At 45.2% G+C, this 24166-nt stretch carries 22 protein-coding genes and 1 riboswitch; of the genes, 11 read left to right on the forward strand and 11 right to left on the reverse strand.

The genetic code is table 11. The annotated features are described in order from the left end of the window. The first annotated feature begins 7 nt into the window (after nucleotides 1-7). The 6 genes from I3248_RS05055 to I3248_RS05080 all read left to right on the forward strand — a co-directional run bounded on the left by I3248_RS05055 (nucleotide 8) and on the right by I3248_RS05080 (nucleotide 5521). Nucleotides 8-535 (forward strand): type 1 glutamine amidotransferase domain-containing protein, encoded by a 528-nt coding sequence (locus tag I3248_RS05055; RefSeq protein ID WP_238062771.1) that lies wholly within the window; start codon nucleotides 8-10, stop codon nucleotides 533-535. A 95-nt stretch (nucleotides 536-630) separates the two neighbouring features. Beyond that, on the forward strand, nucleotides 631-792 hold the full coding sequence (locus I3248_RS05060; protein ID WP_156923971.1) for a hypothetical protein: 162 nt from the start codon (nucleotides 631-633) through the stop codon (nucleotides 790-792). Nucleotides 793-866: 74 nt separating this feature from the next. Continuing rightward, nucleotides 867-1043 (forward strand): hypothetical protein, encoded by a 177-nt coding sequence (locus I3248_RS05065; protein WP_201557467.1) that lies wholly within the window; start codon nucleotides 867-869, stop codon nucleotides 1041-1043. A gap of 416 nt (nucleotides 1044-1459) precedes the next feature. Next, complete coding sequence (gene rpsO, locus I3248_RS05070; RefSeq protein WP_025646214.1) at nucleotides 1460-1729, forward strand: 30S ribosomal protein S15; 270 nt, start codon at nucleotides 1460-1462, stop codon at nucleotides 1727-1729. A 547-nt stretch (nucleotides 1730-2276) separates the two neighbouring features. Next, nucleotides 2277-4385, forward strand: a complete 2109-nt coding sequence (gene pnp, locus I3248_RS05075) for a polyribonucleotide nucleotidyltransferase (protein WP_201557514.1) — start codon at nucleotides 2277-2279, stop codon at nucleotides 4383-4385. Nucleotides 4386-4597: 212 nt separating this feature from the next. Continuing rightward, entirely contained in the window at nucleotides 4598-5521 is a 924-nt protein-coding gene (locus I3248_RS05080) for a glutaminase (protein WP_238062772.1), read from the forward strand. A gap of 35 nt (nucleotides 5522-5556) precedes the next feature. Here the strand turns inward: I3248_RS05080 and I3248_RS05085 are convergent, their stop codons facing one another. The 5 genes from I3248_RS05085 to I3248_RS05105 all read right to left on the reverse strand — a co-directional run bounded on the left by I3248_RS05085 (nucleotide 5557) and on the right by I3248_RS05105 (nucleotide 10003). Then, a complete protein-coding gene (locus I3248_RS05085) occupies nucleotides 5557-5871 on the reverse strand; it encodes a hypothetical protein (protein WP_238062773.1) in 315 nt (104 codons plus the stop codon). Between the two features lie 317 nt (nucleotides 5872-6188). Next, entirely contained in the window at nucleotides 6189-6764 is a 576-nt protein-coding gene (locus I3248_RS05090; protein ID WP_238062774.1) for a hypothetical protein, read from the reverse strand. A 55-nt stretch (nucleotides 6765-6819) separates the two neighbouring features. Next, a complete protein-coding gene (locus tag I3248_RS05095; protein ID WP_238062776.1) occupies nucleotides 6820-7419 on the reverse strand; it encodes a hypothetical protein in 600 nt (199 codons plus the stop codon). Nucleotides 7420-7550: 131 nt separating this feature from the next. Continuing rightward, nucleotides 7551-7808, reverse strand: coding sequence for a YheV family putative metal-binding protein (locus I3248_RS05100; RefSeq protein WP_238062777.1), 258 nt, complete (start codon nucleotides 7806-7808; stop codon nucleotides 7551-7553). Next, complete coding sequence (locus tag I3248_RS05105) at nucleotides 7808-10003, reverse strand: M3 family metallopeptidase (RefSeq protein ID WP_238062778.1); 2196 nt, start codon at nucleotides 10001-10003, stop codon at nucleotides 7808-7810. Before I3248_RS05105 ends, I3248_RS05100 begins: the two co-directional genes overlap by 1 nt. A gap of 467 nt (nucleotides 10004-10470) precedes the next feature. Here I3248_RS05105 and I3248_RS05110 point away from each other — a divergent pair, with 467 nt between their 5' ends. The 3 genes from I3248_RS05110 to I3248_RS05120 all read left to right on the forward strand — a co-directional run bounded on the left by I3248_RS05110 (nucleotide 10471) and on the right by I3248_RS05120 (nucleotide 13619). Next, the gene (locus tag I3248_RS05110) at nucleotides 10471-11583 is read left to right on the forward strand and encodes a hypothetical protein (protein ID WP_201603790.1); all 1113 of its coding nucleotides are present in this window, start codon (nucleotides 10471-10473) and stop codon (nucleotides 11581-11583) included. 180 nt (nucleotides 11584-11763) lie between these two features. After that, complete coding sequence (locus I3248_RS05115; protein WP_238062779.1) at nucleotides 11764-12519, forward strand: endonuclease/exonuclease/phosphatase family protein; 756 nt, start codon at nucleotides 11764-11766, stop codon at nucleotides 12517-12519. Nucleotides 12520-12629: 110 nt separating this feature from the next. Next, nucleotides 12630-13619, forward strand: coding sequence for an NADP-dependent oxidoreductase (locus I3248_RS05120; RefSeq protein WP_238062780.1), 990 nt, complete (start codon nucleotides 12630-12632; stop codon nucleotides 13617-13619). A gap of 97 nt (nucleotides 13620-13716) precedes the next feature. On the opposite strand, the gene I3248_RS05125 is transcribed toward I3248_RS05120, so the two are convergent. From I3248_RS05125 to I3248_RS05135, 3 genes are all read right to left on the reverse strand, one after another. Next, nucleotides 13717-14358, reverse strand: a complete 642-nt coding sequence (locus tag I3248_RS05125; protein ID WP_238062781.1) for an alpha-ketoglutarate-dependent dioxygenase AlkB — start codon at nucleotides 14356-14358, stop codon at nucleotides 13717-13719. Between the two features lie 11 nt (nucleotides 14359-14369). Continuing rightward, the gene (locus I3248_RS05130) at nucleotides 14370-15302 is read right to left on the reverse strand and encodes an alpha/beta hydrolase (RefSeq protein ID WP_238062782.1); all 933 of its coding nucleotides are present in this window, start codon (nucleotides 15300-15302) and stop codon (nucleotides 14370-14372) included. 74 nt (nucleotides 15303-15376) lie between these two features. Further along, entirely contained in the window at nucleotides 15377-17290 is a 1914-nt protein-coding gene (locus I3248_RS05135) for an ABC transporter ATP-binding protein (protein WP_238062783.1), read from the reverse strand. A 291-nt stretch (nucleotides 17291-17581) separates the two neighbouring features. Here I3248_RS05135 and I3248_RS05140 point away from each other — a divergent pair, with 291 nt between their 5' ends. Further along, entirely contained in the window at nucleotides 17582-18481 is a 900-nt protein-coding gene (locus tag I3248_RS05140) for an EamA/RhaT family transporter (RefSeq protein ID WP_238062784.1), read from the forward strand. Nucleotides 18482-18687: 206 nt separating this feature from the next. Next, complete coding sequence (locus I3248_RS05145) at nucleotides 18688-19578, forward strand: fructose bisphosphate aldolase (RefSeq protein ID WP_238062785.1); 891 nt, start codon at nucleotides 18688-18690, stop codon at nucleotides 19576-19578. 84 nt (nucleotides 19579-19662) lie between these two features. On the opposite strand, the gene thiC is transcribed toward I3248_RS05145, so the two are convergent. The 3 genes from thiC to argH all read right to left on the reverse strand — a co-directional run bounded on the left by thiC (nucleotide 19663) and on the right by argH (nucleotide 23998). Then, entirely contained in the window at nucleotides 19663-21648 is a 1986-nt protein-coding gene (gene thiC / locus I3248_RS05150; protein ID WP_238062786.1) for a phosphomethylpyrimidine synthase ThiC, read from the reverse strand. 250 nt (nucleotides 21649-21898) lie between these two features. Further along, a riboswitch (TPP riboswitch) is annotated at nucleotides 21899-22016 on the reverse strand. Between the two features lie 129 nt (nucleotides 22017-22145). Continuing rightward, complete coding sequence (locus I3248_RS05155; protein WP_025646180.1) at nucleotides 22146-22436, reverse strand: oxidative damage protection protein; 291 nt, start codon at nucleotides 22434-22436, stop codon at nucleotides 22146-22148. Between the two features lie 188 nt (nucleotides 22437-22624). Then, nucleotides 22625-23998 carry an argininosuccinate lyase gene (argH, locus tag I3248_RS05160; RefSeq protein ID WP_238062795.1) on the reverse strand — a complete coding sequence of 458 codons (1374 nt, stop codon included), beginning with the start codon at nucleotides 23996-23998 and terminating at the stop codon, nucleotides 22625-22627. Between the last annotated feature and the right edge of the window lie 168 nt (nucleotides 23999-24166).

Consider the following 24166-nt stretch of genomic DNA (forward strand, 5'->3'; position numbering starts at 1 on the left):
GTGGTCCATGAAGACTATTGCATTTTTATTACATAATAACTTTGAACAAGCTGAGTACGAAGAGGTCAACAATAAGCTTAAAGACAAAGGTTATAAGACACTGCTCATAACAACCAACGATGACAAAGAAGTTCAGGCGATGAATCAGGATGTCAACAAGGGTGATACGTTCACTGCTGATATCTTTGCCAAAGAGGCGAATACCGATGAGTACGATGCTTTAGTATTGCCGGGTGGTACCGTTAACGCTGATACCATTCGTGGTAACGAGCAAGCCCATAGCATCATAAAAGCTATTAATGACAGCGATAAGACTTTAGCTGTTATCTGTCATGCGCCTTGGACACTTATTAATACTGGTATTGCTAAAGGTAGAACCTTAACGGCCTATCATTCATTACAGACAGATTTAGAGAATGCCGGAGCAACTTTCGTTGATGAAACCGTGCAGGTCGATGGTAACTTAATCACTTCACGCAACCCAGATGATATTAATAATTTCGTTGAAGCTATCGATAAAGCACTGTCTAAATGAGCCGTTTTTTATAGATACTAATACATTCTAAAAATTAGATAATTTTGATAACCAATCATTTAACAATGATAACTTAACTTACAGAGGATATTATTATGACACAGCCTAACCCAAACGATACTAAGCTTGAACAGCAGCGTTCAGAGTCAGCAGAAGCGTCTCTTAAGAGCCAAACAGAAGACAACCACACGACAGATAGTGAAGCTGCAGCAGATCGTATTGCTGATAATGTAAAAGAAGCTAAGAAAGATAAGTAATAGCTTAATTTTCAGTATGTATTCATTGAATGCCAAGACAACAACAGGTCAACGCAATCAGATAGGGAGATAATATGGATAAGTCAGAGAAAAACATGGACAAAGAAGAGCAGCGGATCGAAAAGCTAGCTGACGACATCAACCCAAAAGAAGATAAGAGTCCTGATAGCTTAGCCGAGGCAACAACTGCCCCTTTAGATAATGATGCTTTAGGCGGAACTGCTAAAGAAGACGATCTGAATAAAAAGTAAGCTAACTGATAACTATCGATACTTTTGCCATGTCTACTCTAGTTTATATAATTTAAACTACAAATAGCTTAGAGTGGACACGGCTTAAATTGTAAACGGTTCAAACTACTGCGAATAATTGCTGCTAGTTGAGCCGTTTTTTGTTATACTAGCGCCAAGTTTTAATAGGGAAGGCTTGTAGTCTTTAGACTACAGACTTACCATTACAATAAGTTTATCAACGTCATGGTTTCACCGACTTGGTATTGCTTATATCTTAAATTGAAGCTAACAACCTAAGCTTGCTTGTCAATAGGGTAACTCTAGTAATGCAGGGTTGCCCTGAATGAGAAGTGGGCTATTTTATTTACTTTATAGTTTGATAACCGTTCAAATTGATTGAATAAGTTATTTAACCCTTAGCATTGCTGGAGACTATTATGCTAACGAATACCGATCGCGAACAAATCATCGCCCAATACCAACGCGGCGAAAATGATACTGGCTCACCAGAAGTACAAGTTGCTCTATTGAGTGCTCGTATCAACGATCTACAGAACCATTTTAAAGAGCACAAAGGCGATCATCATAGCCGCCGTGGTCTTATCCGTATGGTTAACACTCGCCGTAAACTACTTGATTACCTAAAAGGTAAAGATCTTGGTCGTTATTCTACTTTGATCAACCAGTTAGGTCTGCGTCGTTAATTTAACCTCTACCGATAAGGTAGATGAGATTAATACAGCAAGACTTGAGCAGTATAAGACGGTGTGGAATAGTTTCACACCGTTTTTTTATGCCGTATGGATAGTTGACCCATTATCATTATTTGAAGTGGTAAACCAGACTGTAAAATAGCAGAGGTCGCAAAGCCTGTTATGACAATAACCAGTCGCTAACATAAAGAGTGCTTAGGGTTGCAATTAATTGGTCAATGGCCACAAATCTCTGTAAAATAGGCGATGGTATAAAAGTGCTATCAAGATTATTGATACTAGTAGCGTTATCAAGTTTATAAAGAAGTAAAATATAATATATGGATTTTTATTCAGTGCCAGTACTTGCACATTAGTTAATATAAGCACATAAGTTACTATAGGCGCGGTGGAGCTTGGTTTGTTTAGCTTATCGATAGTCGTCAGTCGCCAAAGCATTTATTAAAAGTTTTAACGAGCGATAAGCGCGCTGTTTATACAGGCGACTATCATTTTCGTCATTCAACATTAGGAAAAAATTTATATGTCAAACCAGTCAATGTTTAATACCATTACCCGTGAGTTTCAATATGGCGACCAGCAAGTCGTTATCGAGACTGGCCGTGTTGCCCGTCAAGCAAACTCTATTATGGTACATATGGGCGGTGTTACGGTTTTAGTTGCAGCGGTCGTCAAGTCTGAAGCTAAAGAAGGTCAAAACTTCTTCCCGTTGACCGTTAACTATCAAGAAAAAATGTATGCTGCGGGTAAAATCCCAGGCGCTTATGGCAAACGCGAAGGCCGTGCTAGTGAAAACGAAACCTTAACCTCACGTCTTATCGACCGTCCGATTCGTCCGTTATTCCCTGAAGGTTATGTCAACGAAGTTCAAATCACAGCGACGGTTGTCTCGTCAGATAAGACTCAGTCTGCTGATATCGCAGCCCTCATTGGTGCTTCAGCGGCACTGGCTATCTCTGATGCGCCATTCAATGGCCCTGTAGCAGCGGCGCGTGTTGGCTTTATGAATGGCGAATACGTCCTAAACCCAACAATTGAGCAGCTAGAAGAGAGTGATCTTGATCTAGTGGTTGCTGGTACTAAGTCTGCTGTACTGATGGTTGAATCTGAGGCCGCTGAGCTCTCAGAAGATCAAATGCTTGGTGCGGTACTCTACGGTCATGAGCAGCAGCAAATTGTCATCGATAATATCATCTCGCTAGCTGAGGAAGTCGGTACGGCTAAGCAGCAGTATGAAGCACCAAAGACCGATGAGCAGCTAGAATCTGCTATGAAAGAGCAGTTCGGCGCGCAAGTGGCTGATGCTTATAGCATTAAAAACAAGCAAGATCGCTACACGAAACTTGATGAAATTAAAGACGCCGCTATCGAAGCGCTAGCAGGTGATAGCGAGTCTGAGGACTACAGTAGCAAAGTCGCTGAGCTAAAAGACATCTATAATGACCTTAAGTATCGTACGGTACGTGACAACATCTTGTCAGGTAAGCCGCGTATCGACGGCCGTGATTTGGATACTGTGCGTGCGCTAGACGTACAAGTTGGCGTGCTTCCTTATACGCATGGTTCAGCATTATTTACTCGCGGTGAGACTCAGGCGCTAGTGACCACCACTTTGGGTAACAGCCGTGATGTCAATATGATTGACTCATTAGCGGGTACGATCCGTGATCATTTCATGTTGCATTATAACTTCCCGCATTTCTCAGTGGGCGAGACCGGCCGCGAAGGCATTCCAAAGCGTCGCGAGATTGGTCATGGTCGCCTAGCGCGCCGCGGTGTGCAAGCGATGCTACCAGACAGCGAACGCTTCCCGTATGTCATCCGCGTGGTATCAGAGATCACAGAATCAAACGGTTCTTCTTCTATGGCTTCTGTTTGTGGTGCTAGCCTTGCCTTGATGGACGCAGGCGTGCCACTTAAAGCACCAGTCGCTGGTATCGCTATGGGTCTAGTGAAAGAAGGCGAGCGCTTTGCGGTCTTATCTGACATCTTAGGTGACGAAGATCATCTTGGCGACATGGATTTTAAGGTTGCTGGTTCTAAAGACGGTATCACCGCCCTGCAAATGGATATTAAAATCGAAGGCATTACGCCGGACATCATGGAGCAAGCGCTTAAGCAAGCTCATGCGGGTCGTATCCATATCTTAGATGCAATGAATAAAGTACTGCCTGAGAGCCGTACTGAAATCAATGCGCATGCACCGAACTATGCAGTGATTGAGATCAACCCTGATAAAATCCGTGACGTCATCGGTAAAGGCGGCGCGATGATCCGTCAGCTAACTGAAGAGACAGGTGCGGTCATCGATATCGATGATGCTGGTACCATCCGTATCTTTGGCGAAAACAAAGCCGCAACCAAAGCCGCTATCGGTAAAATCGAAGCGCTTACAGCTGAGGTTGAAGTCGGTAAAACTTATGAAGGTACTGTCGCGCGTATCGTAGACTTTGGCGCATTTGTGAACGTCTTACCAAATACAGATGGTCTAGTACACATCTCACAAATCGCTGAAGAGCGTGTTGAGAATGTTTCTGACTATCTATCTGAGGGCCAAACCGTTAAAGTCTTAGTACAAGACGTCGATAACCGTGGTCGCATCAAGCTGACTATGAAAGGCGTTGAGCAAGATGCCGCTGCTGAATAAGTAGTTTTAGCTCAATCTAATTGAGTACAAATACAAAAACCGCTCTAGCTTCATAGTTAGGGCGGTTTTTGTATGGGTTTTGCTTCTGAATAATATGATGAAAGTAATTTGTACTTTACAATGTTGAGTGTCGTAAGCTGCACGCAACATCCTGCTAAATTAAGTTAAAATCACCGCTATTTAAGAAAACTTATAAAACACGGTTACTCTTTATGATGCAACAAATCTTGGATGACATTGCTGCCCAAATGGCGCTGGAGACCGAGCGCGGAAAAGTGGCAGATTACATTCCGCAGCTCGCCCATGTCGACCCCAATCAATTCGGCATTGCTGTTGCGACCCCGGATGGGCAAATGTACTCGGCAGGCGACGCCAAAACGCTGTTCTCTATACAAAGTATTTCCAAAGTATTTACATTAACCCTTGCGCTGAGCAAACTCGGCAGCGCGCTTTGGCGTCATGTCGGCCGCGAACCTTCGGGCGATCCTTTTAACTCGATCACTATACTAGAATATGAATCGGGCAGGCCGCGCAACCCTTTTATCAATGCAGGCGCCATTGCTGTGGTCGATGCGATAACGCTCGGACGCGAGCCCACAGAAATATTAGATGAAATATTGCAGTTTGTGCACTTTATCGCAGACGATGAGACGATCTGCTTTGACTACAAAGTAGCGACGTCTGAGATTGACCACGAAGATCGCAACGCGGCGCTTGCGCATTTTATGAAATCTTTCGGTCATCTACAGCACAATGTCGATAAAATTCTTAACACTTATTTTTATCAATGCTCGATTGCTATGAGCTGTGAGCAGTTGGCCCGTGCCGGTCTGTTTTTGGTCTCCAATGGCGTCAATCAACCCACAGGGGCAAAGGTAATCAGCCCGCAGCAATCTAAGCGGATCAATTCGTTGATGATGATGTGTGGTCACTATGATGGCTCTGGAGAGTTTGCTTATCAGGTGGGTCTACCGGGTAAAAGCGGCGTCGGCGGTGGTATTCTTACCATAGCACCAGGCAAAGGCGCAATTGCAGTATGGTCACCGGGCCTAAATTCAGTCGGCAACTCGAAACTTGGGACCAAAGCTTTAGAGCTACTCGGAGAGCAGACAGGCTGGTCTGTTTTTTCAAAATAATTAAGCTCTAAGGGCTTGTTGGTAGCAATAATATGTCAAAGATTTTGGATATAAAAAGCCACTAGTGGCGATATAGACGTTTGCTCTTTATCAGTGTTTTTATCTTCGCTAGACTTTTGCGACTCGCCATCTTTGTCGTTCTTCGATTTTTGGTCGACTGACTGTTTTAGTTCTTCGATGCTGTCTTTAATTGAACTGTCTTTAGCCGAGCTGTCTTGACTATCTTCTTCAAAATCAAGCGCTTCGTTGTACTCTTCAAAGTCGCCATCTTCATAGACCACAGTATCGTCTTTGACGACTTCTACGCCTGTAACTGTATCATTATCATAAGACTGCGTCGCCATCGCCATCAGCAACCATCAAATAATTTGGCGCAAAATCGAAGTCAGGTAGATTATCAAAATGCGAGTCGGGAGTTCTGAGGGTTTTCATAGACAGTCCTTTTGTCAGAAAATTATAATACTGTAGATCGCGACGCTTTATATGCTTTAAGTCGCGGCATTCGTCGCCGCTTAGCGACAGTCTCGCTCGTCGCTTTAGTCATTAAGTAGTAAACACTGTTTTTAGCACATTTTGATTTTACTATACAGGGTATTTTACAAAACACGCTTTGAACACGGGCGATGAGTCAAAGTTATACAATAGCCACTTTGTAAAGTAGCCTCCTTTATAGCGAAAGGCTCTTAGGAGTATGCACTGCAATACGTAATTTAGGGAGGGCTTGCAAGTGCTGATTAATTAAGGGTAGAACCACTGAATGCCAATCCAAAGGAAGAGCCGTCGTCTCTGTCGTCAGACCAGTACGGTTAGGTTCAGTCCTATTAGCAGAGCTAGAGGCGAGGAGGGGACGCGCTAATAAAGCGGCTTTACGGACGCCTTGATAGCGAATCAGCGGCATCAGCTGCTGTTGCAGATCTATCAAAGCTGCAGTGAGCCAGCGAGTGCGAGCAGAATGATAAGGGTGATCAGAGATGACTAAATTGGCAATGTAGTTTGGCTGATTACCATTATGCGCGGCGCTAAGACCGGCAAGCTCACGTTGACGCTTGTGTAGTAAGCAGCTGCCAACCATTAGGCTGCCATCACGGCACGCGCGATGGTAGCGCTGATAGTTATCAGGATAAAGCGTCTTGCAGCGCGTTAATACTGGATCTAACAGGACGCCAGTGCTATTGACGGGTAAGATAAGGACTTGCGCGTTACTGTTCAAAATAGGCGTATGGGTTTGCTCGATAGTAGCCATGACGATAGTCCTATTGTTGATAGCTTTGATAAGTCAGCGCTTACTGACTAGATTATCATTGAGCCACTTGCCTTGCTTCTAATTCAGCGATTTGTCGTTCGAGTAATTCGATTTGCTGCGCTTTCATTTGCGTCAAGCTCTTAGTCATCTCAATTTGCTCAGCATCGATGTTCTCTTGCTCTTTTAGGCGCTGATGCTCATCCGCTAAACGGTCAATCTCTTCTTTGGCGAGCGTATCAGTTTCTGGTATAGGTGCATCGGTAATGGCCTTCGAGCTCGGTATGGCTACATTCGATTTATTCTCAGTGGCATTATCTTTACTAGCGCTCAAATTTTCATCAACAATACTGTCATTGCTAGAGCCATTAATAGCATCATTATCACTCTTGGTATCCGACTCGATAATAGTATCTTCTGCGCTAGGTTCTGTACTAGGGTCGGCAGAGCGCGCCGCCGCATCACTTTGCTGGGTTATGGTTGGCGGCGCGACCATAGGTGCGACTGTGGTATCAGAAGAAGGCTGCGACCAAAACAGATAGCCGATGATAAGAATAGGCAAAAGTAATACCGCCACTAGCCATTTTTTATGACGTGGTTTTGCAGACTGGTGTTTTTTGCCTTTGCTAAAGGTAGAACGTGGATTTTTGGAGGTCATATGCTTGCCAGTGGCTACTAGAAGTCAGGTGGCTATACTATAACAAAACTATAGCAAACTAAAAGTAAAAAGCCTATCGATTGATAGGCCTTGAGAATAAAGACAGAATTATAAAATACTTATTGCTTTGCTTAAGGTTTAAACTTAACTGTACCACGAGTGCCAGTCGGCATAGCATCGCGTACTAGCTGATCCTCAAGATGGTTTTTTGCGCTGACCTCATCAGAATCAGGGCGACGCTCGCTATGATCGCACTGGGTGCATTCGATATATTCATCCGCTTCCGGAACGAATATATTGACTTGCACAATAGCATCTAACGCTTGACATTTAGGACAGCGCACCCCTGCCAAAAATCGGCGTTTAGGGCGCTCAGATTGATAACGCATTAGCCGGCCTCATTTGATATCTGTGTATTGGCAGCTTTGCTATCTGCCATGTCAAAACCGCTATGGCGCAGTAAAGCGTCAATACTCGCGCTGCGACCACGGAAGTTCTCGAAATTGATCTTAGCAGGCAAGCTGCCTCCTACTGACAGTATGGTATCGCGAAACGCTTTGCCAGTACTGGGATTAAAAATACCTTCTTCTTCAAACTTACTAAACGCATCAGCAGATAATAGCTCAGCCCATTTATAAGAATAGTAACCCGCCGCATAGCCGCCTGCGAAGATATGGCTAAAGCCATTGGCAAAGCGGTTATAATCAGGCGTATCCATGATAGCGATATCGGCGCGTACCGCATTTAGTGTCGCTAAAATACCTTCGTAATCGGGCGCGGGCGTTTGCGCGTGAATGAGTAAATCAAACAAAGCAAACTCGACTTGGCGCAGCGTTTGCATACCGCTTTGGAAGTTTTTGGCGGCAAGCAGGGCGTCAAGTTTGTCTTGCGGTAGCGGCTCGCCCGTCTCGACGTGACTGCTAATAAGCGCAATCCCTTCAGAGTCCCATGCCCAGTTCTCCATAAATTGGCTCGGCAGCTCGACGGCGTCCCATTCCACACCATTGACGCCGGCCACATCGCCGACGCTCACTTGTGTTAGCAAATGGTGCAGACCATGACCGAACTCATGAAATAGGGTCAATACTTCATCGTGAGTGAGTAAGCTGGGTTTACCGGCGAGGGCTGGTGTAAAGTTACCGACCATAAAGCACACAGGCAACTGCTCATAACCCTCATTATCATAGCGATAGCGCGCTTGGAAGCCACTCATCCAAGCGCCGCCGCGCTTACCACTGCGCGCAAACAAATCGAAATAAAACCCACCAATCAAGCTATCATCGCTATCGAATAGCTGATAAAAGCGCGCGTCTCTGTGCCAAAGCGAAGCGGACGTATTCGCGTCATTATCCGCTGAGTCTTGCTCAATAACGGTGATGCCATAAAGTCGCTCAACAATGGCAAATAATCCCTCAATGACTTTGGGTAAAGGGAAATAAGGACGTATGGCTTCTTGGGATAGATTGAACTTATTTTGCTTCACTTTTTCGGCGATATAAGCGTTATCCCAAGGCTGTAAGTCGGTAATACCATACTCTTTGGCACACTCTTGTAACTGCGCTAGATCTTGCTGGGCAACGGGCGTTGCCTTGGCCGCTAAGCTGCGTAAAAACGTCTCGACCTCAGCGACGTTATCCGCCATCTTCGTCGATAGTGACACCTCGGCATAGTTATCAAAGCCAAGCAGCGCCGCTTTTTGTTCGCGTAGCTGTAGGATGTCACTCATGATATCGGCGTTGTTTAACGACTCACCTTTGGCGTTGGTATGAGTATCAAACTCTGAGGCGCGCGTGACATAAGCTTTGTATAAAGTTTCGCGGAGCTGACGATCATCGGCGTGTGTCATCACGGCTAAATAAACAGGAATATTGAGCGTCGCCACATAATAAGGCGTCGGCAGCGCATCGATTTCAGCTTGCGTTAGCTTATCACAGGCCAGCTGATGAGCCTTATACTGCTCGCCTGCATCGGCTAGCAGACCAAGACCGCTCTCCGTTACCCCTGCCAATTGCTCATTTTGTAGAGGCAAAGCATAAGCTTGGGTTGCATCCAAGATGTGATCGGAGAAAGTGGCGGACAGAGTCGATAGCTTGCTTTGAATAGCGGCAAACTGCTCTTGCTGCGCTTTTGGCAGCGCTACCCCTGATAGCTCAAACCTTTGTAGTGCCAAAGCAATCGCCCGTGTGCGCGCAGGCTCAAGCTGAGAGTAGAGCTCTGTATCCTCAACGATCGCTTGGTAGCGCTCAAAAAGCGGCTTGTGCTGCCCAACACGAGTACCATAAGCCGATAACATCGGTAGCAACTCGTGGTGCACGTGGCGAATATCATCATTACTCATCACGCTATTAAGATGCGACAACACGCCCCAACTACGATCTAGTGCTAAATTAATATGATCGAACTGCATGATATCATCAAGCGCTTGTTCCGCGCTTATCGGGGTAGAGTCTTGGGCTTGAGAGGCACTGAGCTGATCCAAAAAGTCATTGGCTTCATCGATAGCTTTCGTGACTTGTTGTTGTAAATGATTAGGCGTTGCTGAAGGAAAATCAACAAGGCGCAAATGGGTCGCTAAAGCAGTCATAAAAATATCCAAAGTAAGGGTTAAAAATAGGTATAAGATAAAAGATGGGTATGTTTGGTGGAGAATGCAAGCCGCAAGCTTTTATGGCTATGGCGAATTATAGCGAGTGTTTTTCGCATGCTGTGTCATGGCTCTGATGCTATAGCTCGTGCCCAATAAGTCGATATGTTAATGACGTCCTGCTATTGGCACGAACGCTTATTGCTGCGTTTTTGATGGGATTGAGCGATAGCCAGCGGTATGATGAATCTAGGATTTGTTTTAATTTGCTTACAAAGCCTTATCATTTGCTTGCAAAGCAACCATATAGCTTATAGAGTGAAATTGCTAGCATCATAATTGTTAAGACAACAATCACTTAAAGATAAACACTAAAAGACAATCACCAATAGAAAAGCACTGAAAGACTAGCACTAAAAAACAAAACTACTAGAAAACAAACGATAATAAAATAAGGAGCATGATTTATGAAAGCGACGCTTAAGAGTTTACGCGAAACCAAAGCAAACCCTGCGGTAAGTATCTTTGTCAAAACCCACCGTGAGCATCCTGCAAACGAAAAAGATCCTATTGCCCTAAAGAACCAGCTAAAAGTTGCCGAAGACCGTCTAAATAAAGAATATGATAAGCAGACCGCAACAACGATTTTAGAAGGTATTCACGCCAAGATAGATGAATTAAATCATAATTATAACCTCGATACTCTAGCTATCTTTGCAAGTACAGATGATGTACAAGTGGTGCGTATGCCTATAGATACGACTGAGCGGGTAGTCATCTCCGATAGCTTTGCAACACGTGATTTAGTCCGTGATATGGCAAGCGCAGTACACTTTTATGCGGTGGTCATTACTCGTGATATGGCGCGCTTGATTGAAGCCTCTAATGATCGCGTAGTAGCAGAGTTTCAGCCTGAAGATGATAAGCAAAACAATATGGAAAACATACCTTTCCCTATTGATAATAACGGCTTATACATGACTAGCGATGGTGGTTCGGATCGTTCATCAAATAACGAAAGCAGCCATCTAAAAGAGTTCTTTAACCAAGTCGATAAAAGCGTACAAGAGCTATGGGGCGAGCATAAGCTACCTCTAGTTATCGTCGGTGACGCAAAAAATATCGGTTACTATAAAGAAGTCTGTGACCGTCCTGATAATATCATCGCTACAGTATCCAATGTGACCAATCTAGATGATGGTAGTGCTCAGCATATCATCGATAGTGTGCAAGAGTCGGTGGAAGAGTATCGCAGCTCCTTACATACTGAGGCGATGGGCGAGATTGACAAAGCACGCGGTGCCAGTATGCTACAGACTGACCTACAAGAAGTCTATCGCAGTGCCTTTCAAGGCGCCGGCGAGACCCTATATGTGCGTCGTTGGTACATCCAGCCAGCTAAGATTGACGAAAAAGCGCAGTCTTTAACCCCTGTAGATGATGCATCTGGAGAAGGGGTTACTGATGATGCGATTGGCGTTATCATTGAGCACGTTATGCATAACGGCGGTGATGTTATCTTCTTACCTGAAGAGATTATGGGTGAAGATCAGCCGATCGCTCTGGTTACTCGCTACTAGTCAGCGTCCATGAAGTCATGATTAATGAATAAGTCATGGCCATAAAGCGTAAATAGATCTAAACAGAGCATTGGTTCGCTACGGATCAATGCTCTTTTATCTTAACCCTATGATTAGGGAGTGGTTTTACTATCAATTTATGAGACCCACCCCTTTTCTTAGCTCAAGAATGCCAACTCTATGACTACACAATCTTTTATTTTAACCAGTTACAACATACATAAAGGCATGTCGCCACTGAATCGGCAGGTCAAAATGCAAGGTATTGCCCAAGCATTAGAGTCCATCGGTTCTGATGTACTGTGCTTACAAGAAGTGCAAGGCCAAAATCTCAAACGCAATATGCAATACAATGAGTATCCTGATCAGTCGCAGCATGAGTGGTTTGGTGAATATCTGCAACTACAAAACAGCTATGGCAAAAACTCAGAGTACGATAACGGTCATCACGGTAATGCAGTATTAAGCCGCTTTCCATTAGATCCTAAACACAATGTCAATATTACGGTGAATAAACTGGAGCAGCGCGGGGTACTACATTGCGAAGTACAGCCTTTAGGGTGGGAGAAGCCAGTAGTTATCTTGTGCGCGCATTTGAACCTCTTTGAGCGCGATAGAGTTAAGCAGTACGAAGCGATTAGTCAATATATGCGTAACGAGATCGATGATGATCAGCCGCTTATTTTGGCCGGCGACTTCAATGATTGGAAGCGGATGTCTTGCGATAGACTAGCTTCTGATCTAGGCATGGTAGAAGCGTTTAGACACTGTCATGGCAAGCTGTCTCCAACCTTTCCTGCTAAGCTGCCAGTACTCAGTCTGGACCGGATCTATGTGCGTAACCTAAAAGTCAAAGACGCGTGGGTGCACACTGGCAAGCCTTGGTCTACCTTGTCTGATCATCTACCGATTAGCGCTGAGTTTACACTGGTTTGAGCGTATATATAGCCGATACGAAACAGTATAGGCTACTACTGATCGAAAAATGACAATCATTTAAGAATAACGAGCACCTAAAATAAATCGAAAACACAAGGAAGATAATTATGTCTACTGTCTCATTACCTACTCGTCAACATGCCGTTGTCATCCGTGAATTCGGCGAGCCTGAAGTTATGAAGTATGAGGAGGGTATCGATGTTCCTCAGATTGACAAAGAACAAGTATTAATTAAAGTGGCTTATGCCGGTATCAATCCGGTTGATTATAAGACTCGTCAAGGTAAAGGCTGGGGGGCTGACAACATTCAAAAAAATCAATTCGATCATAATCAGCCGGCTATCCTAGGTTTTGATGTAGCAGGAGAGGTGGTCAAAAGTAATAGCGCTGATTTTGCAGTAGGTGATAAAGTAGCTGCGCTAAGCTTTGATGGCAGTTGTTATGCCCAGTACGTTGCCGTTGATAGCAAACTACTGGCTAAAGTTCCTGACAACGTCAGCTTGGAGCAAGCAGGCGCTTCGCCTTGTGCCGGACAGACGGCGCTACAGTTTGTGCAGTTTGCGGATATAAAGGCAGGCGAGCATGTAGTAATGAATGCGCCAGCAGGCGGTGTGGGGCAGCTAGTCGTGCAGTTATTGATGAAAAAAGCGGCGCAAGATAATATCAAGCTTACCGTGATTTGCTCGCCTGAGAAGTATGACAAGCTTGATCGTTTGATTGATAAAAGCAAGCTTGCCGGCTGGATTGACTACACCGAAGATAAGGCTTTTCCAGATCTACAAGCCGATGTATTACTCGATTTAGTCGGTGATGATGCTGGGGTAAAAGCACTAAGTACCCTGAAATCTGATGGCCGAGTTTATGTATTACCTACTATCTGGGTGGATAAACTCAAAGCCGCTGGCAGTGAGGCACTCACTATCGAAGGTTATGCGGTTAAGCCTAATGGCGAAGATATGGCAAGCGTCTTGCAGCAAGTTGCTGATGGTACTCTTAAGCTGCATATTCAAAACAGCTATCCTTTATCAGAGACGGTAGCGGCTCATACTGAGCTGCAAAAGGGCGATACCTTTGGCAAGATCGTCTTAGAAGTCTAAGTTTAAATCAACCATAATCAGTATAAGTACAGCAAAGCTAAAATTATCGCTATCGAAGTCGTGTTTCTAACTAAACAGTAGTAGCTGTTTTAGCCCGTTAGTTTTTATCATCAAGGATCATACGTCGAAATGTCAGACTAATTCGGCCTTCGCTGACCGTTTTAGTCTTAGTAATAGTGTGCTTCCAGTGGCTTTGGGTTTCGCCATGCATGACAATCAACTGCCCGGACTCAAGATAAAGCTCGACTTTGACGGGCTTATTTTCATGCCTATTCTTTTTATGTTTAAAAACAAACTTACGGGTAGCGCCTAGTGACAATGCCGCGATGATAGGCTGACTCCCTAGCTCCTTTTCGTCATCGGCATGGTAGCCCATACCTTCACTACCGCTCGGATAGTAGTTGAGCAAGCAGGAGTTAAAAGTCACAAAGATACCAATGCTAGCTAATTGCTGCTCAACAAGCTGTTTCACGTGAAACACAGACTTTGTCCAAGGTACAGCTTGCCTTGTGTGACCCGAATACTGATAGCTCAAGCCCTCATCTCCCATCCAAACGATTTGCCGCTTGGTGATATGTGTTTTACCAAATAAAGTGACGATATCGGCCTGCCAAGGCAGCTCATGCAATAAGGTCTGATAGAGGGTGTCGCTATCTTTGATTACCACACCGAAATCATTAACCTTACCGTCATAAGGCAAGAGATTATCAGTGGGATGTGGCGTGAATAGATCCATCATAAGCTAAAATTTTAACGATTAATTCCACGATTAAACTGTTGCACAATAACCTCAGCGCATTGCTTTGGAGCCTCTATAGGCAATAGATGGCCGTTCTCTGGCATGATATGCAGCTGATTGGCAGGAACGAACTTTTTCCAATTACGGCGCACTTTATCATTGATAAAAATAGTCGGTTTACCAATAATAAGCTGGTAGGGGACAGCTGTTTTAGCCAGTTTTTTCAGCGCACCATCAATATAAGGAATACCAAAATAGTTGGCAATCTCTTGCTTAGGACTAAAGATAAAAGTATAACGATTATCTGCTTGCTGAATTAAGCTTTCTTTGGCAAATAAATACAGGTCATTATCAGCGATACGCCGATAAGCGTTTTTTTCACGTAGACTATCGTAGTACTCATCGATACTGACCCAAGTTGCCTTTTTGGTTAATGCGCTTTTGAAGGGCTGGCGCTTTAGTTTGATACTGCGAGGTATCAGCTTATAAAGCAGCGCTTGTGATTTGGTAAAAGTGACAGGCTCGATAAGGTACAGCTCAGAGAACAAATCAGGGCGTTTGGCGGCGGCCATAGCGGTAGCGGTAGCACCTTGCGAATGACCAATACCGATGACAGGACCGTCTTGAGTCTGCTCCAAAAATTTGATCAATAAATCAGCATCTTGCTCGCGGGTTAACACTTTTGCTTTAGGTTTATCATACCAATAGCCGCGCATGGCAAGCGCGCTGATATCAAAATCTGTGGCAAGCTCCGACAATAGCGGCTTGTAATTACCTACCGTAAAGCCATTACCTCCATAAAAATGCGCTTTGGGGCGAGCAGAGCCACGTTTAGTGGACTCATTTAAATTGCCCGAAACCAAATCGTTTAGAGTCAAATTGCTTAGAGTATAGTAACGCGCTTGCTTATTATCCAGAGTAATACGTTTAGCAAATTCTTCCATGATGCTAGAACCTTTTTATCATAAGAATTAAGTTTAAATCGTTTTGTTTTAGGGCTGAAGCTTGCAAGCCAAAATTAGCTCTCTGCGCCCAAAAACCCGCCACTTTGGCGCTGCCAAAGCCCAGCATAAACACCGTTTAATGCTAGCAGCTCTTCATGACTGCCTTGCTCAATAATACGCCCGCGATCCATCACCACTAGCCTGTCGAGCGCGGCGATAGTGGAGAGGCGATGGGCAATGGCGATAACGGTTTTGCCAGTCATGATGTCGTTGAGACTCTCAGTAATAGCAAATTCAATCTCAGAGTCGAGCGCGCTAGTGGCTTCATCTAATAATAAGATCGGCGCATTTTTAAGCATGACGCGCGAGATCGCGATGCGTTGGCGCTGCCCGCCTGAGAGTTTAACGCCGCGCTCACCGACTTGGGTATCAAGGCCGGTATTGCCTTTATCATCATACAGATCTTTGATGAAATCCCAAGCCTGCGCTTGCTTAGTGGCAACAATAATCTCTTCGTCAGAAGCATCAGGTCGACCATAAGCGATGTTTTCGCGGACTGTACGGTGCAGTAGAGAGGTGTCTTGCGTGACCATACCGATCTGCGCACGTAAGGAGTCTTGCGTGACTTCATCGATCGCTTGGCCATCAATACAGATCTTGCCGCTATCGACATCGAAGAATCTCAACAGTAGGTTGACTAAGGTTGATTTACCCGCGCCTGAGCTTCCGACGAGACCGATTTTTTCTCCTGGTTTAATATCTAGATAAAAATTATCTAACAGTTTTACTTCTGATTTGGTTAAAGCGCTGGAAGGCTTAATCTCATCGATGCGCTCGCCTTCGATATCCGTCACATTCTCACTCTCATAGCTAAAGTCGACATGATCAAACACGATATGTCCGTCTGTGACTTTGAGCTCCTGCGCATTCGGCACATCAACGATAGTTTGCGGAGCAGATAGGGTGCGCATGCCGTCTTGTACCGTACCGATACTCTCAAACAGACTGGCCGTTTGCCACATAATCCAGCGTGTTAGACCATTTAGACGTAGCGCCATTGCTGTCGCCGCGGCTATAGCGCCGACACCGACCGCGCCTTGTTGCCACAGATATAGCCCGATACCGGCGGTGCTACTAACTAAAGTGACGCTGATAAGATGGGTGGAGACTTCTAGATAGCTGACCCAGCGCATCTGCGCGTGTACGGTGCCCAAAAACTGCCCCATGGCATTTTTGGCGTAGCCTAACTCCCGGCGCGAATGGCTGAACAACTTCACCGTCATGATGTTGGCATAAGCATCAGTGATCCGTCCTGTCATTAAGGCGCGGGCGTCGGCTTGTACGATAGCTGTGCGTTTGAGCCTAGGAATAAAAAACCAAATAGCTAGCGCGACCAAAACGAACCAAACGACAAAAGGAATCAGTAATAAGCTATCTAAGTTAAATAAAATGACGCTAGTAGTAATAAAATAAACCGTGACATAGGTAAACATATCAGCAACGGTGAGCACCGTATCGCGCACGGCGAGTGCGGTTTGCATCACCTTTGCTGAAACGCGGCCTGAGAATTCATCTTGATAAAACTGCATCGATTGACCCAGCATGCGCTGATGAAAGCGCCAACGCATCTGCATCGGAAACACGCCTTGCAAGGTCTGAAAATGGATAAAAGATGTCAAAGCAATCCACACCGGACTTGCAAGCATGACAGCGAGCATTAGCAGTAGCATATCGCCTTTTTCAGCCCATAGCATCGCCGGCGTATAGATACCAAGCCAATCGACGATATTGCCGATCCAGGCAAATAGCATCGCTTCATAAACGCCAATGCCTGCCGACAAAATGACAAACAGCAGTAGCCAGCCGCGCAGACCTGTCGTACACGCCCACAGAAACTTTAACAGCCCATCACGAGGTGAGGGCAATGGCATAGGGGTGTCAGGAAAGGCGGATAAGCGGTTTTCAAAAAAACGAAATAGTGCGTTCATAAGTAATAGCAGTACATAAGGATGGTGTAGTAAAAGAAGCTTAGCCTAAATTGACACTGAGATGGGATGGCTAAATTGGGCTCTATTTTAACAAACTTAGCACTCTCTCCTGCTGCCTAATTGTAATTTGTCTACGCCGCTACTGGTGATATGACTATGAAATAGACCACGAAATAGACCGAGTCAAAATTAGCCATTGCTAGTTTAGAAATATATGGTTACATTTAGTCTTTTATTATAAAAGACGGTATCACTGTATCGCTAGATAACAAAAACTAAGGGTTAGAATTAATGATTTATTTAATTATAGCGGTGCTATGTAGCGTTGCTGTTTCTGTACTGCTAAAGGTGCTACGCCAAAAAGATATCGATATTCGCCAGACCATTGTCGCAGGCTATCCTGTGGCTTTTTTATTGACTTTAGTCTTATTAAAGCCTGATATCAGTGCTATCGATACTTTGGGCACAGCTTGGGGCATTATTATTGCACTAGGTATATTACTGCCCTTAGTGTTTGTCATATTAGGCCGTGCTATCGCCGCTATCGGTATGGTTGCGACCGATGCCGCTCAGCGCTTATCGCTAATTATCCCGATTATCGCTGCATTTTTATTGTTTGGTGAGGTATTGACGGGTACGCGTATCTTTGGCTTAGCGCTTGGGTTTTTGGCTTTAGGTGCGCTCGTTTACCGACCGCAGTCTGTAGCTAATGGCAAAGATAACCATAATGCCGCTGCTTCTTTGACTGCGTCTGCTCATCAAGGCAAGGCGCTGTCCAAAATGCCACTATGGTTATTTGGCGTGTGGGCAGGCTACGGTATTATTGATATTTTATTTAAGCAAGTAGCGAAGCAAGGCGCGGCTTTTCCATTGACGTTGTTTGTCAGTTTTGGCTTAGCAGGATTGTTGTTATTTATCTATTTACTGATCACTCGCGTGCGCTGGCAAGGTAGTGCCTTGCTCGCAGGGCTGCTACTTGGCGCATTGAATATGGGTAATATCTATGCTTATGTACGTGCCCATCAGGTACTGTCTGAGTCGCCTAGTATTGTCTTTACCGGAATGAATGTTGGGGTCATCACTGTCGCGACTTTAATAGGTGTTGGCGTGTTTAAAGAGCAGCTGAATCGTATTAATATGCTGGGCATCATATTAGCGATCAGCTGTGTGGCAGTATTATTTTTGGCTTAGAGCGTTTTTAATACCCCTTATAGGCTTTGATATTTTTGCGCTCGTTTTACATTGCAATAATAGGCACGTCGCTTGTGCTATGGTAAGGTAATTTATAAACTATTTGGCTTGTTATCTGACACTTATATCGCCGTCTATAGTGTTATGAGCGCTCGCTTAACCTTTATCTTTTTTGATTTTACTCACAACTATAGGATGCATTTGCAATGGACTATCAAAAACAACTAGAAAAAATAAAAAACGGCACAGGCTTTATTGCAGCTCTTGATCAAAGCGGTGGTAGTACGCCAAAAGCGCTAGAAAACTACGGCGTTACAAGCGCTGATTATAGCAATGATGAAGAGATGTTCGATCAAGTACATCAAATGCGCGCGCGGATTATGACTTGTGACTGCTTCGATGATAAGCGCGTTTTAGGCGCGATCTTGTTCGAGGACACCATGGAGCGTGAGGTTGAAGGTAAACCGACTGCAAATTATCTTTGGGAAGACAAAAACATTGTGCCGTTTTTAAAAGTAGATAAGGGCTTAGCGGAGCAGATGAGCGGCGTACAGGTCATGCGCCCGATGCCAAATTTAGACTTACTACTTGATAAAGCCAAAAAGTATCCGATATTTGGCACGAAGATGCGTTCGGTCATCTATGAGCCTAGCGTCGATGGTATCGAAAAAGTAGTGCAGCAGCAGTTTGATGTCGCTAAGCAAATTATCTCTAAAGGCTTTATGCCTATCGTTGAGCCAGAGGTCAACATCGATAGCGCCGAAAAGCATGAGTGCGAATTGTTATTAAAAGCGGACATCTTACGTAACCTCGATCGTCTAAATGACGATCATCAAGTGATGCTGAAGCTGACCTTGCCAGAAGAAGGCGGGTTTTATCAAGAGCTGATTGACCATCCAAAAGTGCTTAAAGTGGTGGCGCTCTCAGGTGGCTATAGTCGTCAAGATGCTTGTAATAAGCTTGAAAAAAACCCTGGTATGATTGCCAGCTTCTCACGTGCTTTTACTGAAGGCTTGAGTAAGCAGCAAAGCGATAAAGAGTTCGCAGATACTATTGATGCCTCTATTGATAAGATTTATAAAGCATCACAGATCTAAGCACTCTTAGCAAGTGAATTACCTATTAAAAAAGCGCTACTGATTAGTAGCGCTTTTTTATGGGACAAAAATTAATTTTAATTATCATACCTCTTTATACAGCTGACGGCCTTCACTATGGTATTTTTCAGTCATCTCTTTCATACCTTGCTCAATCTCAGCGGTGCTCATAGCGTCTGCGCCTAGACTTTCTTTAGCATCCAAACCTTTAGCGTACTCGCGGACGTTTTGGGTGATTTTCATTGAGCAAAACTTAGGGCCACACATGGAGCAAAAGTGCGCTGATTTGTGCGCGTCTTTAGGCAGCGTTTCGTCATGATATTCACGGGCGGTATCAGGGTCGAGCGCTAGATTGAACTGATCATCCCAGCGAAACTCAAAACGCGCCTTAGATAAGGCATTATCGCGAGCCTGCGCGCCCGGATGACCTTTGGCTAGATCAGCGGCATGCGCGGCGATTTTATAAGTAATAATGCCGTCTTTGACGTCTTTTTTATTCGGTAGGCCTAAATGCTCTTTTGGTGTTACATAGCACAGCATAGCAGTGCCAAACCAGCCAATCATTGCCGCGCCAATAGCACTAGTGATATGATCATAGCCGGGTGCGATATCGGTGGTCAGTGGCCCTAAGGTGTAGAACGGCGCATCATTACAGAGCTCAAGCTGCAAGTCCATATTTTCTTTGATGCGGTTCATCGCCACGTGCCCTGGACCTTCGATCATTACCTGCACATCGTGCTGCCAAGCGATTTTTGTCAGCTCGCCAAGCGTACGCAATTCGCCAAATTGCGCTTCGTCATTGGCGTCTTGTAAGCAGCCAGGACGTAGACCATCGCCTAAGCTAAACGCCACATCATACTGCTTCATAATCTCACAGATATCCTCAAAATGGGTGTATAAAAAGCTCTCTTTATGATGGGCTAGGCACCACTGCGCCATGATCGAGCCACCACGCGAGACGATACCCGTTAAGCGGTTGGCAGTGAGCGGCACATAACGCAGCAGCACGCCTGCGTGAATGGTGAAGTAATCGACGCCTTGTTCGGCTTGCTCGATAAGCGTATCACGGAATATCTCCCATGTCAGGTCTTCAGCGACGCCATCGACTTTCTCTAATGCTTGATAAATAGGCACCGTACCGATGGGTACCGGCGAGTTACGAATCAGCCATTCACGAGTTTCATGAATATGGTTACCTGTCGACAAATCCATGATGGTATCCGCGCCCCAGCGCGTTGCCCATGTCATCTTTGATACTTCTTCATCGATAGACGAGCCGAGTGCTGAGTTGCCGATATTGGCGTTAATTTTTACTAAGAAATTGCGCCCGATAATCATCGGCTCAGACTCAGGATGATTGATGTTATTGGGGATGATTGCGCTACCAGCCGCGACCTCGCTACGTACAAACTCAGGGGTAATCACTTTTGGCGTATTAGCGCCGAAGCTCTCGCCGTCGTGCTGACGCATGTCAGTCAGCTCATGCTGCTTTTGCGTCTCGCGAATGGCGATATACTCCATCTCAGGGGTGATAATACCGCGGCGCGCGTAGTACATTTGCGTGACATTGCCGGCTTTGCCCTCACTACTTTTTGCGCGGCGCGGCTTATCGATATGGGCAAAGCGTAGATTGGCTGTGGTGATATCACGCGCACGCGCTTGCCCGTATGAGCTGGATAAACCGCTTAATTGTTCGGTATCACCGCGCTCGGCTATCCAGCCCTCGCGCAGTTTGGGCAAGCCGCGGGTTAGATCGATATCGACATTGGGGTCGGTATAGACGCCTGAGGTGTCATAAACATAAAAAGGTGGGTTTTGCTCCCAGTCGGACTCATCAACGCCCTGAATAGGCGTGGAATCCAGCGTGATCTCGCGCATGGGTACTTGGATATCAGGCCTTGAGCCTTGGATATAGACTTTACGAGAAGCAGGGAGAATGCGATGCAGGTCACGCGCGTCTTCTTCAAAACGAGTGTCTTGTTGATTACGATGGGCCGGAGTTTTTAGTGCATCCGCCTTTTTGTCAGCGGCGTTTTGTTGGGTCTTTGGAGGTACGGTTGAGGTTGTCATATGCTGTCCTAGCGTGTTGTTTTGAATAAAATCAACACCGCCAGTCGCTGCGGGGATAGCATTCGTTATCTAGGCAAGTTGAGCTTATGAGCAATCGCTAGCGACTAAATCAAAAACCATCTAGCTGCAAATAATTGTCATCGAGCTATGGACGACGCTTGATATCCGCTTTGATTACTTAGCCATGCGTACATTAAGGCTAAAAGTAATCGGGATAAAAAGGCATTTCTGCCCGTCCTTTGTCATAGATAATAAATGCTGAAGACTTCCCTGCGTCGGTACTAACCGCATCAGGTTCGGCGGGTGATCTCTCAGCGAATGTACAAAAGCTCTTTAGCTTATTGTACAACGCACCCCGAGTCTGTCAGTGTTGTCATGTTTTGAGCTAGTAAGCTTAATACTAGCAGTTTTGATAGTAGCAAATTTGGCTCATAATATATAGCCATTTGCATAGTTTGCTTATAATGGATTAGTTTGCTTGCAGTAAAGAGCTAGGTTTATTTCTCAGGTGTCCAGCCCTGCGCGCGCTCATAATCCTCGTTATCTAAGAACTTCTCACGCTGCTCAGTTAAGAACTTCTTTGCTTCTGGGTCCATCATACTTAGATGGTTTTCGTTGATCAGCATGGTTTGCTGCTCAAGCCACTCCTTCCATGCTTTGTCAGAGACAGTGTCTTGTAGCTCTTGGCCTTTTTTGTTAGGAAAAGGCGGATGCGGCATTTTTGGCAAATCTTGCTGGTACTTACGGCAAAATACAGTGTTGGCTTGCGGATTAAAAGTCTCCGTCATGATGTGCTCCTCATTCATTATGTTTATTGGGCTATAGATGTATCCTCCTATGATAACGGTCTTGGCAAATTTAGCAAAGACTATCGGGTGTAGCAACAGTAACTGTCTATAAAAAAGCATGAAAAAACCCACCGTATTGGCAGGTTTTAAATAACAACGAAAGCAAAAGCTCAAGTCAAAAACAAAGACTAAGCAAAAGCTTTTAGGCGCGCGCGGCCATTGATAACAGCTTGTTTAACTTGATTGGGCGCCGTACCACCGAGATGATCACGAGCGGCCAATGAGCCCTCAAGCGTTAGATAATCAAAGACGTCATCGCCAATAGCATCACTAAACTGCTGTAATTGTTCTAGTGTTAAATCGCTCAAATCAACACCTTCATCGATAGCGAGCGCAACAGCGTTGCCAACGACTTCATGGGCATCACGGAACGCCACGCCTCTGCGTACGAGGTAGTCTGCTAAGTCCGTAGCGGTAGCGTAGCCTTTCATTGTTGCTTCACGCATAGCCTCAACATTAGGAGTAATATTAGGTAGCATATCGGCAAAGGCTAGAAGTGAGCCTGTCAACGTATCGACACAGTCAAATAGTGGTTCTTTGTCTTCTTGGTTGTCCTTATTGTACGCCAAAGGCTGGCTTTTCATTAAGCTTAGCAGCGTCGTCAACTGCCCAAACACCCGCGCCGCTTTACCGCGTACCAGCTCTGGCACATCAGGATTTTTCTTTTGCGGCATGATGGAGGAGCCGGTACAGAAACGATCCGGTATTTTCACAAAGTTAAACTGCGCTGACATCCAAAGGATAATCTCCTCGCTCATGCGCGATAGATGCATCATCAAAATAGAAGCGTTTGAGGTAAACTCAATAGCAAAGTCTCGATCAGAAACGGCATCGAGTGAGTTTTGGCAAATACCCTCAAAGCCTAATAGCTCAGCGGTAATCGTACGATCAATAGGGAAAGTGGTGCCTGCAAGCGCGGCGCTACCAAGAGGCAGCTGATTGATACGGCGGCGCGCATCGACTAGGCGCTCGGTATCGCGGTAGAGCATCTCAAACCAAGCCATCACATGATGACCGAAGCTTACCGGCTGAGCGGTCTGCAAGTGTGTAAAGCCTGGCATAATCGTATCGGTATGCTGCTCAGCTAGATTAAGTAGGCCGCTTTGTAAGCGTACTAGCAGCTCAATGATATTATCGGTCTCTTCACGTAACCACAAGCGAATATCAGTGGCGACTTGATCGTTACGGCTACGCCCCGTATGCAGCTTTTTACCCACTGCACCGATGATATCGGTCAGGCGCGACTCGACATTCATATGCACATCTTCGAGCGCAATTGACCAGTTAAAGTCTCCTGCTTCAATCTCGCGTAAGATTTGCTGAAGACCTTCGATGATGGTGGCAACCTCGCTATCGGTCAAAATATTGCACTGACCTAGCATAGTGGCATGAGCGATAGAGCCCTCGATATCATGACGGGCAAAGCGCTGATCGAAGCCGACAGAGGCGGTAAAAGCGGCAACGAAACTGTCTGTTGCTTCACTAAAGCGTCCGCCCCACATCTGCTGGCCTTGGCTACTAGAAGAAGGGCTTGGCTTAATGGCATTTGTGCTAAAATCAGCAGAAGAGATAGAATTATCTGGCATAGGATTACTAGAGTTTGAAGAATTGGCGTTCATATCGGTATAAGACAACTCATAAGAATAAGAGCTCAAGTATAGCAAAGGATG

This window comes from Psychrobacter sp. Ps3 (genome assembly GCF_022129275.1).
GTDB classification, from domain to species: domain Bacteria; phylum Pseudomonadota; class Gammaproteobacteria; order Pseudomonadales; family Moraxellaceae; genus Psychrobacter; species Psychrobacter submarinus.

Coding starts and splice junctions, on each gene's coding strand:
- I3248_RS05055 (WP_238062771.1), top strand. CDS start 8: ATGAAGACTATTGCATTTTTATTACATAATAACTTTGAACAAGCTGAG.
- I3248_RS05060 (WP_156923971.1), top strand. CDS start 631: ATGACACAGCCTAACCCAAACGATACTAAGCTTGAACAGCAGCGTTCA.
- I3248_RS05065 (WP_201557467.1), top strand. CDS start 867: ATGGATAAGTCAGAGAAAAACATGGACAAAGAAGAGCAGCGGATCGAA.
- pnp (WP_201557514.1), top strand. CDS start 2,277: ATGTTTAATACCATTACCCGTGAGTTTCAATATGGCGACCAGCAAGTC.
- I3248_RS05080 (WP_238062772.1), top strand. CDS start 4,598: ATGATGCAACAAATCTTGGATGACATTGCTGCCCAAATGGCGCTGGAG.
- I3248_RS05085 (WP_238062773.1), bottom strand. CDS start 5,871: ATGGCGATGGCGACGCAGTCTTATGATAATGATACAGTTACAGGCGTA.
- I3248_RS05090 (WP_238062774.1), bottom strand. CDS start 6,764: ATGGCTACTATCGAGCAAACCCATACGCCTATTTTGAACAGTAACGCG.
- I3248_RS05095 (WP_238062776.1), bottom strand. CDS start 7,419: ATGACCTCCAAAAATCCACGTTCTACCTTTAGCAAAGGCAAAAAACAC.
- I3248_RS05100 (WP_238062777.1), bottom strand. CDS start 7,808: ATGCGTTATCAATCTGAGCGCCCTAAACGCCGATTTTTGGCAGGGGTG.
- I3248_RS05105 (WP_238062778.1), bottom strand. CDS start 10,003: ATGACTGCTTTAGCGACCCATTTGCGCCTTGTTGATTTTCCTTCAGCA.
- I3248_RS05110 (WP_201603790.1), top strand. CDS start 10,471: ATGAAAGCGACGCTTAAGAGTTTACGCGAAACCAAAGCAAACCCTGCG.
- I3248_RS05115 (WP_238062779.1), top strand. CDS start 11,764: ATGACTACACAATCTTTTATTTTAACCAGTTACAACATACATAAAGGC.
- I3248_RS05120 (WP_238062780.1), top strand. CDS start 12,630: ATGTCTACTGTCTCATTACCTACTCGTCAACATGCCGTTGTCATCCGT.
- I3248_RS05125 (WP_238062781.1), bottom strand. CDS start 14,358: ATGATGGATCTATTCACGCCACATCCCACTGATAATCTCTTGCCTTAT.
- I3248_RS05130 (WP_238062782.1), bottom strand. CDS start 15,302: ATGGAAGAATTTGCTAAACGTATTACTCTGGATAATAAGCAAGCGCGT.
- I3248_RS05135 (WP_238062783.1), bottom strand. CDS start 17,290: ATGAACGCACTATTTCGTTTTTTTGAAAACCGCTTATCCGCCTTTCCT.
- I3248_RS05140 (WP_238062784.1), top strand. CDS start 17,582: ATGATTTATTTAATTATAGCGGTGCTATGTAGCGTTGCTGTTTCTGTA.
- I3248_RS05145 (WP_238062785.1), top strand. CDS start 18,688: ATGGACTATCAAAAACAACTAGAAAAAATAAAAAACGGCACAGGCTTT.
- thiC (WP_238062786.1), bottom strand. CDS start 21,648: ATGACAACCTCAACCGTACCTCCAAAGACCCAACAAAACGCCGCTGAC.
- I3248_RS05155 (WP_025646180.1), bottom strand. CDS start 22,436: ATGACGGAGACTTTTAATCCGCAAGCCAACACTGTATTTTGCCGTAAG.
- argH (WP_238062795.1), bottom strand. CDS start 23,998: ATGTGGGGCGGACGCTTTAGTGAAGCAACAGACAGTTTCGTTGCCGCT.